Origin of the sequence: Bacillus cereus G9842 (assembly GCF_000021305.1) — a bacterium.
Lineage (GTDB): Bacteria > Bacillota > Bacilli > Bacillales > Bacillaceae_G > Bacillus_A > Bacillus_A thuringiensis_S.
This window is the reverse complement of the sequence record NC_011772.1, coordinates 4,746,013-4,758,401: the sequence shown is the minus strand read 5'-3', so window position 1 is coordinate 4,758,401 and position 12,389 is coordinate 4,746,013. Positions and strand designations below refer to the sequence as shown.

The following is a 12,389-nucleotide window of genomic DNA, read 5'->3' as shown; positions in this document are numbered from 1 at the left end:
GCTTATTCACTCCAAGTTGCGTTAAAGCGATATCCAAGTCCACGTACTGTTTCAATAGAGTTCTCAATACCAAGCTCATTAAACTTTTTACGAAGACGCGTAATGTTTACGTTCAATGTATTTTCCTCAACGAAACTTTCATCATCCCAAAGCGCAGCTAATAAATCTTCACGGCTCGCTGTACGAGGGAATTTTGATAATAACATTTCTGCTAAAATAGCTTCTTTCTTCGTTAAAAGAACTTGTTCAGATCCAAAATGAATTTCTGGACGTTCTGGAAATAGTTTTAACCCTTCTACTTCAACGATACGTTCAGAAATATTTGGTGCATAATCACCGTAAATACGGCGTAATTGTCCTTTGATTTTCGCCATTACAACGTCGTAGTGGAACGGCTTTGTAATGTAATCATCCGCACCGCTTTCAATCGCCATAATTTGTTCCATCTCACCAGCACGCGCTGAAATGAAAATAATTGGACAAGTAGATTCATGACGAATTTGACGGCACCAGTAGAAACCATCGAATTTCGGTAAGTTTACATCAAGTAAAACAAGATGTGGTTTCACAGCGTTAAACGATTCCATAATATCATCGAAATTCTCCGCTACAACAGCCTCATAACCGTACTTCTGAATGTGAGATTGCAGTAATGATGAAATATTTGGATCGTCTTCAACGATTAAAATTTTATACATATGTATATTCCTCCTCAAAAAAAACAATTGTAGCTATAGTGTATCATGTGTTTCAAGTCTTTTCATTATGTTGAAAGATAAGCTAGTAAACAGTATAGGTTAAAAGTTAGAAAAGTAAAAAGTATTATAGGAATAATTCAATATATTTTCCTTTTAAATATATGAATGAATAAAAAGTATTATATTTTTTATGAAATTTGGAACTTTATTTTGCTTACCGTCCAATATATAGTGAGAACATCGTTAAGGAGGGGGCACTACTTGGCAAGTAATGAAGATATACATATTTGGATAGAGCGTTTACTAAAAGGTGACGAGGAGGCTTTTGAATTTATATTTAACTTAACGAGTCAGAGAGTCTATGAAACCGTCTTTGCTATAGTTAAAAATCGGCATGATACAAATGAAATCGTAAATGAAATCTACTTTCAACTTTGGAAATCTATTTCAACATATGATCAATCTAGACCGTTTCTATTTTGGTTGAATGGAATTGTTTACAAACAGATTAGTCAATGGAGAAAACACATATGGAAGAGGCTGCGCTTATTTGAAAAACAACAACTAAGTGATGAGACAGTTGTAGAAGTTCCAGAAAAAGTATTATTAAGAAAAGAAACAGAAGAGCTGCTTTCCTTTTTAACCTGCGTAATCTTTAGATTTTATTCAATATAGAGTAATTGGCGTAGGGTACAAAATAAAAAGGGGCGTATAGATGATTGACAATTAACTAAAATCATTTTAACATTTAGATAAATATCTAAATGTCTAATTAATGAGGGGAAGAAAGACATTGAATCAAGCATTCAAAGCATTAGCAGATCCAACAAGGCGAAAAATTTTAGATTTATTAAAAGAAGGCGATCTAACCGCTGGTGAGATCGCTGAACATTTCAATATGACAAAACCAAGTATTTCACACCACTTAAACGCACTTAAAAATGCTGAACTTATTCAAGATGAAAAGAAAGGGCAATTCGTTGTGTACTCTTTAAACACAACGGTCTTTCAAGATTTGTTGACTTGGGTGTTTACATTTACGAATAAGGGGGAAGAGGGGAAATGAAAAAACATCTTTTTGCAATCTTATTAATCGTTATAACTTGTTTAGCTTGGGCGTTTGCTTGGCCGCATTTGCCGGATACAATTGCGACACATTGGAGCGGCGGTAAGGTAGATGGCTATTCGTCTAAATTTTACGGAATGGTTTCTATGGTCGGAATTATGATTGCATTATATATATTTCTAAATGTGATACCAAAGATTGATCCAAGGAAAGCAAATTACGAGAAATTTTCTAAAGCCTTTATGATGATGAATAATGGGGTACTATTGCTACTATTTGTAGGAAATATAGATATTATTACAAGTGGATTAGGATATAACTTATTCATTAATCGGGTGCCTGAATTATTAGTTGGTGTTTTATTTTTAGTAATGGGTAATTATTTACCACAGTGTAAGCCAAACTTTTTTGTCGGGATGCGTAATCCATGGACGTTAAGTAATGAAGAAGTATGGCGGAAAACACATCGGTTTAGCGGAAAAGTATTTGTGGCGTTAGGAGTTATTATGATTATAAGTGTTTTCGCTCCGGCTGATTGGAGAACTTATATAATGCTTGGGATTATAGTAGTTGCTGTCATTATAACGAATTTATATTCTTACGTTTTGTATAAAAAAGAAATACAAATGTGAGTTATATTAGTCAAATTTTATATTTATAGTTTCTATGTGTTAAGGGATTTTAATACTCAGTGGGAATAATGAAAAGCTCACTGAGTAAATTTTTCGTTTTAAGGTCTGAAAATTCAATCGAAAAGGTGATTTGGGGGGGATTTACATGTTAGAAATTATAAATTTTAGCAAGACATATAAAGACGGTAAGAAAGCAGTTGATCATTTGAATATTGCTGTTAAAGCAGGGGATATCTTTGGATTTATTGGACATAACGGTGCGGGGAAAAGTACAACAATTAAGTCGTTAGTAGGAGTTATAGATTTTGAAGAGGGTGAAATTTTTATTGATGGACATTCAGTAAAAAAGGATCCGATTGCATGTAAGAGAGTAATGGCGTATATTCCTGATAATCCAGATTTATATGAGCAATTAACAGGAATTCAATATTTGAACTTTGTTGCGGATGTGTTTAAAGTGCCTGCGAGGGATCGGGAAGAACAGATACAGAAGTATGGGGATGCTTTTGAGATTACACCGTACTTAGGGGACTTAATATCTTCTTATTCACACGGTATGAAACAAAAAGTAGCGATTATATCGGCGGTTTTACATAAACCAAAATTATTAGTTTTAGATGAACCTTTCGTTGGTCTTGATCCAAAGGCAGCCGTAGTATTGAAAGGTATTATGAAAGAGCTTTGTGAAAAAGGAAGTGCGATTTTCTTTTCTACGCACGTTTTAGATGTAGCTGAGAAGTTATGTAATAAAGTAGCGATGATTAATAGAGGGAAATTAGCACTTTCAGGAGAAGTAAATTCTTTAATTAAGGAAGGCTCATTGGAAGAGCTCTTTATGAAGGAGCTTGCTAATGAATACTAATAGTTTAGGTCTTTTGAAAATTCGGTTGATAACGCAGCTCGGTTTAAACACCTTTAAATACGAAAAAGATAAGAAAAAGAAGCAGAATAAGATTTTGCTGACAGCATCTATTGCTCTAGTTGGTGTCATGTTAATGTTATATTGCGGAGCTTCGGCATATGGGTTGGTAAAACTAGGAATGAGTGAAATTATTCCCGTCTATGCACTAGTTATTAGCAGTATATTAACGTTGTTTTTCACTATATTTAAGGCAAATGGAGAAATTTTTGCTTTTAAGGATTACGACTTTTTAATGTCATTGCCGATTCGCGTAAGTACTGTTATTGCAAGTAGATTTTTGTATTTATACCTGCTGAATACAATCTTTTCAATCATAATCATGCTACCAATGGGAGTTGTGTATTGTATACATGAAAATCCATCAGTTTCTTTTTACTTTATGTGGTTCATCAGTATGTTTATCGCATCTTTAATCCCAACAACAATCGCAGCAATCTTTGGAGCTTCGATTACGGCAATCGCTTCTAAATTTAAAAATACGAATAAAATAACTACGATTTTAAGTTTTATAGTAATTATTACATTCGGTTCCTTTATGCTAAAAAACGGAAATGCTCAATATAGCCTTAATGATATGAACGGAATTGGTGCAATTGTTTCGGAGCAATTAACTAAAGTGTATCCATTAGCTAACATGTTTCAAAAAGCAATTGTTAATGCTGATATGGTAGCTTTCATCTTATTTGTGGGGATATCAGTGATTTGGTATTATCTTTTTATAAAAATACTTTCGTTAAAATATAAGCAAATAAACACAGGGATCACCACTTATCATATGCTTTCAAATTATGAGATTAATAGCATGAAAAAAGAGAGTGTATTGGTCGCATTGTATAAAAAAGAGCTGACACGTTTCTTCTCTTCTACAGTGTATGTTATAAATAGTGGAATGGGAGTCGTGATGGCGCTAGCTTTCTCGCTAGCTATAGTTGTAGTAGGACCAAGCCAATTAATAGCGTATCCTGGAATTGAGCCCCTGTTGCAAAAAATTGCCCCATTTGCTATTGCAGCAGCGATTTCGATGACATGTACAACATGTGTGTCATTGTCTTTAGAAGGAAAAAATGTATGGATTATTAAATCATTGCCTATAGCGCCAAAGGTGATTTATGATAGTAAAATTCTTATGAATCTTTCATTGAGTATACCTGCATCACTTATTAGTGCTGTATTACTAATAATCGGGTTAAAGCTAGATGTTTGGAGTTCTCTTTTCATCGTCATAACACCGATAATATATTCATTATTTTCAGCAGTATGGGGGATTTTCATTAATAATCGATTTGGTTATTATGATTGGATATCAGAAACTCAAGTAGTAAAACAAAGTATAGGATCGTTTGTTGGTATGTTTGGCGGCTTAATTGTGGCGGTTATACCTGCCTTGTTAATTGGTACTGCTACTATCTCGAACTACAGAGTATTTACTTTTGCAGTTATTATAGTGCTTACGATTATTACTATTTTCTTGTATAAGAACGAGTCGAGAAGAAGTATAAAATAAAAGAGCTGCTTTTCCTTTAAAAAGGAAGAGTAGCTTCTTTATTTTGGAAAGGTTAGATTCTTATATTACTTTTTTAAAACAGGTACCCATATTTCACTTCTGAAATTCGGAGAGGATACGTCTTTACTTTCATTCCACAATATCTCTGGTCCTTCCGCTAGTTCATAGTTCGAAGAAGGGAACCATTCAGAATAAATACGTCCCCACACATTTTGTAATGCATCAGGAAATGGACCGACAGCTTCAAATATAGCCCATGTTGAAGCTGCGACTTCAAGTTGCGCGAATTGCTCTGGACAATCTTTCGTTGTGGCTACTCCAATATAGTGATCAAGTTCTCCTTTTTCCTCCATTCTCCCTTCAGAAAAATTAGTAGAGGCACTAATAATTCCAGTAGGTTCAATGTTTGAAAGTGACTTTAATGTTTGAATGGAGTCTGGGTTTAAACTTTTCCACATAGAAGCGATTTCTTCATTTACACCATTGAAAACGATTGATACTCGTTTTGTAATACCTATAATTCGAAATGGCTCTTTTTCTTCAATTCGATAATTCATTTCATTTCCTCCTTGAATGGATAACTGGAAGGTCATTGGTGAATAAGCCTTCAAAGAATGGCTACTATTTCGGGCCTCTGAAGGTGTTATACCGTGCAAGTTTTGAAATGCACGAGCGAATGAATCTGGTGAGTTGTAGCCATATTTTATAGCGACATCAATGACTTTTACATTGCTGTTTTTTAGTTCAAAGGCAGCGAGAGTAAGACGTCTACAGCGAATATAATCAGATAGTGATATGCCTGCTAAAAACGAAAACATTCTTTTAAAGTGATACTCAGAACAGAGAGCTAGCCTCGCAACTTCTTTAAAATCAATTTCATTCGTAAGGTTACCTTCAATATAGTGCATTGCATTATTCATATTTTTAAGTGAATCCATATTATGACCTCCTCTGTACATAGAATAACAGGAACGAAATAACCCCATCCGACATTTCGTGCACAACTTTGTAGGTGCATTTTTTACCTTACAAAATTGTAATGTTCCTGTAAGGAGAATGAATGGATGGTATGATATCCCAATGTTATAGTAGCAAAGTACTTTAATTCATTATGTTAACTTTTTGATGTCTTTACTTATGTGCCTTACATAACTGTCATGTTTGTGTAAGAAACATCGATAGTGGCAAGAGTAGAGAGTGTATATAGTTGAAAATAGAGAATAGAAGAAATGAGGGATGTCGAGATGAAAACAGTGTTAGAAGCAAAAAATATCGAAAAAGTGTATGACACGGGTGGTAATAAATTTGCAGCGTTAAAAGGTATTAACTTACAAGTAAAAGAAGGTGAATTCGTTGGAATTATGGGACCTTCTGGTTCTGGTAAGACGACTTTACTAAATGTTCTTTCTACAATTGATAATGCGACGAACGGTGAAATTTTAATTGATGGAAAAGATATTGTGAAGATGAATGATGATAAGTTAGCGTTATTCCGCCGCGATCATTTAGGTTTCATTTTCCAAGATTATAATTTATTAGATACGTTAACAGTGAAAGAGAATATCGCTTTACCACTTGCGTTATCAAAGGTGAAAGCGAGTGAGATTGATCGCCGCGTTCTTGAAATCTCAAAGAAATTCGGTATTGATCATATTTTAAGTCAGTTCCCATATCAAGTGTCGGGTGGACAGAAGCAGCGCTGCGCAGCATCACGTGCAATTGTTACGAATCCAAGTATGATTTTCGGAGACGAGCCAACTGGAGCGCTTGATTCTAAATCTGCAACAGATTTACTTGAAAGTATGAAGTCATTAAATGAATATGATAACTCAACAATTTTAATGGTAACGCATGATGCATTTGCAGCAAGTTATTGTAAAAGAGTTATTTTCATTAAAGATGGTGAACTATATAAAGAATTGCACCGCGGTGAATCAACGCGTAAACAGTTCTTCCAAAAAGTCGTGGACGTAATGTCTTCTATTTCTGGAGGTATGGCTGATGACCTTATCTAGCATTGCCCTCCGCAACATACAGCGGAACTTTAAAGACTACTTTGTATATTTCGCATCTATGATTTTTAGTATTGTTATTTATTTTACATTTAAAGCACTGCAATATAATTCACAAATGGAAAAAGCAGCAGAAGCTTCTAAAAAGATTAGTGGTGCATTTCAAGTTTCCAGTGTGATGCTTATCATTTTCGTAGCAGTGTTTATTATATATTCGAACGGATTCTTTACACGTAAACGTAAAAAAGAAGTTGGCTTATATTCGTTATTAGGTATTCGAAAAAGACAAATTGGTAAAATGCTCTTTTATGAAAATATGTTAATGGGATTAATGTCATTAGTAATTGGGATTGCGATCGGTAGTGTCCTTTCGAAATTATTCCTTGAGTTATTAGTAAATATGATGGGATTAAATTTAAACGTTCATTTTGAAGTACCAATGGCAGCAATTATTGATACAGCAATTATTTTCTTTGTGATTATTTTATATACATCACTCCAAGGATATCGTTTAATTTATCGCTTTAAGTTAATTGAACTTTTCCGCGCAGAACGTGAAGGAGAAGCAATGCCAAAAGGATCTGTCATTATGGCGTTAATTTCAGTTTTCTTAATCGGCTCAGGTTATTTCTTAGCGTTAATGTTTATGAAAGCAGTTATGTATGCAAACTTTATGGCAGTCGCACTTTATATATTACTTGCGACAGTATTAGGTACGTATTTACTATTTATGTTCTTTACAGTATTCGTATTGAAACGTGCAAGAAATAATAAATCATCGTTTTATAACGGTATGAATATGGTAACGACGTCACAGTTACTATATCGTATTAAAGGAAATGCAAAGTCACTTGCGACGATTTCTATTTTAAGTGCGGTAACATTAACAGCGGTTGGTACGTCAGTTACGATGTATTACAACACATTTACACAATCAAAAGCAGCTATGCCATACAGTTATTCTTACGAGAAAAAAGATGCAGAGCTTGATAAGAAAGTAAATGCGATTTTTGCAGAAGAGAAGAAAGATCATCCGATCAAAGATCAAGTTGAAATTGAGACAGTTCCTGTAAAAGGGAAGTTTGAAGGAGATAAAGTTGATTTCATTCTTAATATGAATTACACGATTTCAGAGAAATATCAATTTATGTCTCAATCTGAATTTAACAAGCTTGCTAAAAAAATTGATGCGGAAACAGTGAATGTAGCTACTGGCGAAGCATTTATATATGATAGTTCTTATATGGAAGGGTATGAGTTTAGCCCCGAATATAAAGGAAATAAAGCGGTATTCCAAATTGAAAATGAAACGAAGACGTTGAAGATCCAAGGTGCAAATAATAATGCAATTACAAACTTAGGTGAACTAGTTGTTGTCGTTTCAGATGAAATGTATGAACAAGCGAAACAAGCATTTGGAACACGTATTGTAAAAAATATTGATGTAAAAGATGAAAGAAACAGTAAAGTGTTAACGGAAAAATTAGCAAAAGTGATGCCAACTGGTGTATCAGAAATGGCACCACCATTTAGAGACTTCTATACTGGTTTCCATATGGGACTGGAAGCAACTGGACTAATGATGTTCATCGGACTATTCTTAGGTTTAGTCTTCCTATTAGCGACAGGCTCAATCATTTACTTTAAGCAGCTTACAGAAGCAAGTGCTGACCGTGATCGTTACATTGTCCTTCATAAAGTCGGGGTAACGAAACAAGAAATGAAAAAAGCTATTGCAAAACAAGTGAGCTTTATCTTTGCAATTCCACTAGTAATCGGAATTCTGCACAGCTTGTTTGCATTAAAAGGTTTAGGGAACATACTGCCATTTGAAATTATGATTCCGCTTTTAATTAGTATTGGAGTATATAGTGTTATTTATATTGGATATTACTTCATCACAGTTCGTTCTTATTATAAAATCGTGAGTGCGAAGTAATAAAGGGACAGCTATCGTAATAGGGATAGCTGTTTTTTTATTCTTCATAAAATCTTAAGAAACTTCCTCAATTTTTATTAAGAAACGATAGTTATACTTAGAAACAAGTTAAAAACTATTGAACGAATGGGGAGAAGGTTACATGCAACTCATAACATTCTTACATGAATTTATTAAACATCCGAAACATACTGGTGCAATTGCGCCAAGTTCAAAAATATTAGCAAAGAAGATGGTAGATGTAATTGATTTTAATAGAGCGAAATGCATTGTAGAGCTAGGGCCGGGTACAGGAGCTTTTACGAAAGAAATTATGAAGAGAAAGAAGAAGGAGACATTATTTCTTCTTATTGAAATTAATGAAGTATTTTTCAAAGAGTTAAAGAGAAAATTTAAAGATGAGCAGAATGTGATTGTTATACATGGCTCAGCGGAAAATATAAAGAAGTATAGGGAACAATTGAATATAGAATGTATTGATTACATCTTATCAGGATTGCCTTTCACTTCTTTACCAGAAGAGGTTTCAAAGCGCATTTTAAACAGCGTAATGGAAACGATACATGAGAATGGAGAATTTATTACATTTCAATATTCACTTGTGAAAAAAGGATTTATACAGCATTTCTTCCCTGAAATTACACTAGAAAAAGTGTGGTTCAATTTCCCGCCAGCTTACGTCTTTAGCTGTAAAAAAGAGCTAAGGAGAGCATATGCATAATGGAGCTAAATGAATTAATGTCATACATTGAGCAGTATGGTTATTGGGCTTTATTTTTCTGTTTATGGTTAGGTATTATCGGTATGCCGATTCCAGATGAAATGATTGTAATGAGCGGTGGATTAGTATCATCGATGGGTATATTGGATTTGATTCCCGCCTTTTTACTAACGTATTTAGGCGTTGTATCCGGCCTTTCTTTAGGGTATATACTCGGGAAAATTTTTGGCATAAAAATACTTAATAAATTGATGAAAAAGAAAAAGACGAAGTATCTTTTAAAATCGCAAGAGATGATAGCAAAATATGGTCATTATACATTAGTTATAAGTTATTTTATACCTGTTGTGAGGCATATCGTACCGTATTTAGTAGGAATGAATAACATGTCTTTTAAAACGTATGCGATTTATTCATATGTAACAGGATTTGTATGGACGTTAGTTTATTTCTTACTAGGTTCTATATTTGGAAAGCATATAGAAGTAATAGTAACACTTGCGACCGAGTACGGTATATATTTTGGTGGCATTGTTATTGTAGTTTGTAGTATTTCTTATATGTATATGCATAAGAAGAATGCCGTAGTGAGTGAAATAAAGCAACATTCATAGTTTGGTAAATGATGCTGGAGGAGATTTTGTGAGTAAAGGAACGATACTTATCGTGGACGATGAGAAGGAAATTAGAAAACTTATCACTATCTATTTAAAGAATGAAGGTTATGAAGTATTACAAGCTGGAGATGGTGAAGAAGGTTTAGAAATAGTAAAGAAAAGAGACGTGCATCTAATCGTCCTTGATATTATGATGCCGAAAATAGATGGTATTCATATGTGTATGAAAGTGAGAGAAATAGCGGAAATGCCTATTATTATGCTGTCGGCAAAAACGCAAGATATGGATAAGATTTTAGGATTAACAACTGGGGCAGATGATTACGTAGCTAAACCATTTAATCCACTGGAACTCATTGCTCGTATTAAATCACAACTTCGGAGATATATGAAAATGAGTGGGACAAGTGTACAAGATGAAAATGAAATAGAGATTGGAGATATGAAAGTTAATATAGTAACACGGCAGGTCATTATTGCAAATGAAGAGGTGAAATTGACACCGAGAGAGTTTGAGGTATTAGAATTGCTTGTACGAAATCAAGGAATGGTATTAAATGCAGCACAAATTTATGAAAGAGTATGGAAAGAGCAAGCTTTCCAATCTGATAATACTGTGATGGTACATATTCGGAAAATACGTGAAAAGATAGAGGCGATTCCAAGGAAGCCTCGGTACATTAAAACAGTATGGGGAGTTGGCTACAAGATTGAGAAAGATATTTGAACCGATAATATGGATGAATCAAGTTTTAAAAAAAATGACAGGTAAAATAGTGAGTTATTTGGAAAAGAGCATACGGATACAGCTAATGGCTACATTTACTTTTTGTACGTTACTCGGTGTATTAGTAGGATGGTCTTCATCTTCTTTTTTTGAGGATGCGAATAAAATTTCTATCATTGATTATGCATCAGGTATGGAAGCCATTGATGGACAGACACAAAGGCTTGTTGAAAGTATGACCGAGGAAGGTAAGGAAATTAATATACAAGAACTGCTTGATCAATTGAATGAACAAAATCAACTAAAGATTTTAATAATAGACGAGGATGGGAAAGTCGTTTATAAAACAAAGGGAGCGCCGGAAGAACAAATCAATCTTCATGAGACGATGCGTAATGTGATGGATTTTAAAATGGATCAAGTACGATATGTAGAGGCGCAAAATTTAATTCAAGATGGAACTGAACAAAAGCGTAAGGAGTTTACAACTTTTTATCCGGTTAATGTTAATACGAAAAATATGTATATTATTGCAAGTGGTATACCACAAGGAAATGTGAAGTATATAGTGAATGATAGCAGTCCATTTCCATCTTTACTAGGTTTTATCACTTTTATACTATCTTTCTTTTATATAACGAAAAGGAAAATGAATCAGATTGAAGCGATGGCAGAAGGAGTAAGGGAATTTTCGAAAGGTAATTTACAATATAAAATCAAACAGGCAGGTCAAGACGAAATAGGTTTATTAACTTCTAATATTAATCAAATGGCAGAAAAGCTCTTGGCTAATATAGAAAAGGAAAAACAAATAGAGAAGCAAAAAAGTGAATTGATTACAAATGTATCACATGATTTAAGAACACCACTTACTTCTATTATGGGGTATTTACGTTTACTAGGTGATGCGAAATATGAAAATAAAGAACAGCATGATGAGTATATAAAAATTGCCTTTTCAAAATCAGAGCAGTTGAAGATGTTAATAGAAGATTTGTTTGAGTATACAAAACTAACAGATGAAAATATGGCGTTAGATTCGCAAGAAGTGTGTATAAATGAACTACTTGATCAATTAATAGAAGAGCTAGTACCACAAGCGGAGGAGCATAATCTTTTTTTTGTAAAAGAATTTCAGGAAGATCGTATATATGCTGTGGTGGACTCAGAAAAAATGGTGCGTGTGTTTGAAAATCTTTTAATAAATGCAATTAAATACAGTATAGATAAAGCAGAAATTCGGGTTTTACTTCAAAGAGAAGAGCAGCATATCAAAATTTCTATAGCTAATCATAGTGAAGAATTTACAAAAAAAGAATTAGAGAATTTGTTTGAGCGTTTTTATAAAAAAGATCAATCGAGAAGTAGAGCTGTAGAAGGTTCAGGTTTGGGGCTTGCAATTGCAAAAAGCATTGTTGAATTGCACAAAGGAGAAATTCGAGCAAAACATGAAAATGGGGTTATTCAATTTATTATATTATTGCCAATTTAATTAGAAGAGCATTAGGAAATTTGGTTACATTTTAATAAGTAATAGTGCCACAATTGATT

Annotated in this window: 13 protein-coding genes; 11 read left to right on the top strand and 2 right to left on the bottom strand. The window is 33.7% G+C overall.

From position 1 onward, the window contains the following. Window positions 1-2: 2 nt before the first annotated feature. On the bottom strand, window positions 3-698 hold the full coding sequence (locus tag BCG9842_RS24060; RefSeq protein ID WP_000276738.1) for a response regulator transcription factor: 696 nt from the start codon (window positions 696-698) through the stop codon (window positions 3-5). Between the two features lie 261 nt (window positions 699-959). Here BCG9842_RS24060 and BCG9842_RS24055 point away from each other — a divergent pair, with 261 nt between their 5' ends. From BCG9842_RS24055 to BCG9842_RS24035, 5 genes are all read left to right on the top strand, one after another. Further along, complete coding sequence (locus BCG9842_RS24055) at window positions 960-1,373, top strand: sigma factor (protein WP_000157858.1); 414 nt, start codon at window positions 960-962, stop codon at window positions 1,371-1,373. A 118-nt stretch (window positions 1,374-1,491) separates the two neighbouring features. Then, the gene (locus BCG9842_RS24050; protein ID WP_001070526.1) at window positions 1,492-1,764 is read left to right on the top strand and encodes an autorepressor SdpR family transcription factor; all 273 of its coding nucleotides are present in this window, start codon (window positions 1,492-1,494) and stop codon (window positions 1,762-1,764) included. After that, window positions 1,761-2,396 (top strand): SdpI family protein, encoded by a 636-nt coding sequence (locus BCG9842_RS24045; RefSeq protein WP_000716351.1) that lies wholly within the window; start codon window positions 1,761-1,763, stop codon window positions 2,394-2,396. Before BCG9842_RS24050 ends, BCG9842_RS24045 begins: the two co-directional genes overlap by 4 nt. Window positions 2,397-2,541: 145 nt before the next feature. Further along, the gene (locus BCG9842_RS24040) at window positions 2,542-3,258 is read left to right on the top strand and encodes an ABC transporter ATP-binding protein (RefSeq protein WP_000889752.1); all 717 of its coding nucleotides are present in this window, start codon (window positions 2,542-2,544) and stop codon (window positions 3,256-3,258) included. Then, window positions 3,248-4,822, top strand: a complete 1,575-nt coding sequence (locus BCG9842_RS24035; RefSeq protein ID WP_001095674.1) for a hypothetical protein — start codon at window positions 3,248-3,250, stop codon at window positions 4,820-4,822. Before BCG9842_RS24040 ends, BCG9842_RS24035 begins: the two co-directional genes overlap by 11 nt. 65 nt (window positions 4,823-4,887) lie before the next feature. Here BCG9842_RS24035 and BCG9842_RS24030 read toward each other — a convergent pair whose 3' ends face one another. Further along, a complete protein-coding gene (locus BCG9842_RS24030) occupies window positions 4,888-5,760 on the bottom strand; it encodes an AraC family transcriptional regulator (protein ID WP_000377725.1) in 873 nt (290 codons plus the stop codon). 306 nt (window positions 5,761-6,066) lie between these two features. Here BCG9842_RS24030 and BCG9842_RS24025 point away from each other — a divergent pair, with 306 nt between their 5' ends. The 6 genes from BCG9842_RS24025 (at window position 6,067) to BCG9842_RS24000 (ending at window position 12,330) form a co-directional block, all read left to right on the top strand. After that, window positions 6,067-6,837 (top strand): ABC transporter ATP-binding protein, encoded by a 771-nt coding sequence (locus tag BCG9842_RS24025; protein ID WP_000859656.1) that lies wholly within the window; start codon window positions 6,067-6,069, stop codon window positions 6,835-6,837. Next, the gene (locus BCG9842_RS24020; protein ID WP_000176146.1) at window positions 6,824-8,773 is read left to right on the top strand and encodes an ABC transporter permease; all 1,950 of its coding nucleotides are present in this window, start codon (window positions 6,824-6,826) and stop codon (window positions 8,771-8,773) included. Before BCG9842_RS24025 ends, BCG9842_RS24020 begins: the two co-directional genes overlap by 14 nt. 142 nt (window positions 8,774-8,915) lie before the next feature. Next, the gene (locus tag BCG9842_RS24015; protein ID WP_001176071.1) at window positions 8,916-9,494 is read left to right on the top strand and encodes a class I SAM-dependent methyltransferase; all 579 of its coding nucleotides are present in this window, start codon (window positions 8,916-8,918) and stop codon (window positions 9,492-9,494) included. Then, window positions 9,494-10,108 (top strand): DedA family protein, encoded by a 615-nt coding sequence (locus BCG9842_RS24010; protein ID WP_000422376.1) that lies wholly within the window; start codon window positions 9,494-9,496, stop codon window positions 10,106-10,108. Before BCG9842_RS24015 ends, BCG9842_RS24010 begins: the two co-directional genes overlap by 1 nt. A gap of 28 nt (window positions 10,109-10,136) precedes the next feature. After that, window positions 10,137-10,838 carry a response regulator transcription factor gene (locus BCG9842_RS24005; protein WP_000033682.1) on the top strand — a complete coding sequence of 234 codons (702 nt, stop codon included), beginning with the start codon at window positions 10,137-10,139 and terminating at the stop codon, window positions 10,836-10,838. Beyond that, window positions 10,822-12,330, top strand: a complete 1,509-nt coding sequence (locus tag BCG9842_RS24000; RefSeq protein ID WP_001225802.1) for a sensor histidine kinase — start codon at window positions 10,822-10,824, stop codon at window positions 12,328-12,330. The genes BCG9842_RS24005 and BCG9842_RS24000 overlap by 17 nt, the downstream gene beginning before the upstream one ends. Window positions 12,331-12,389 lie beyond the last annotated feature (59 nt).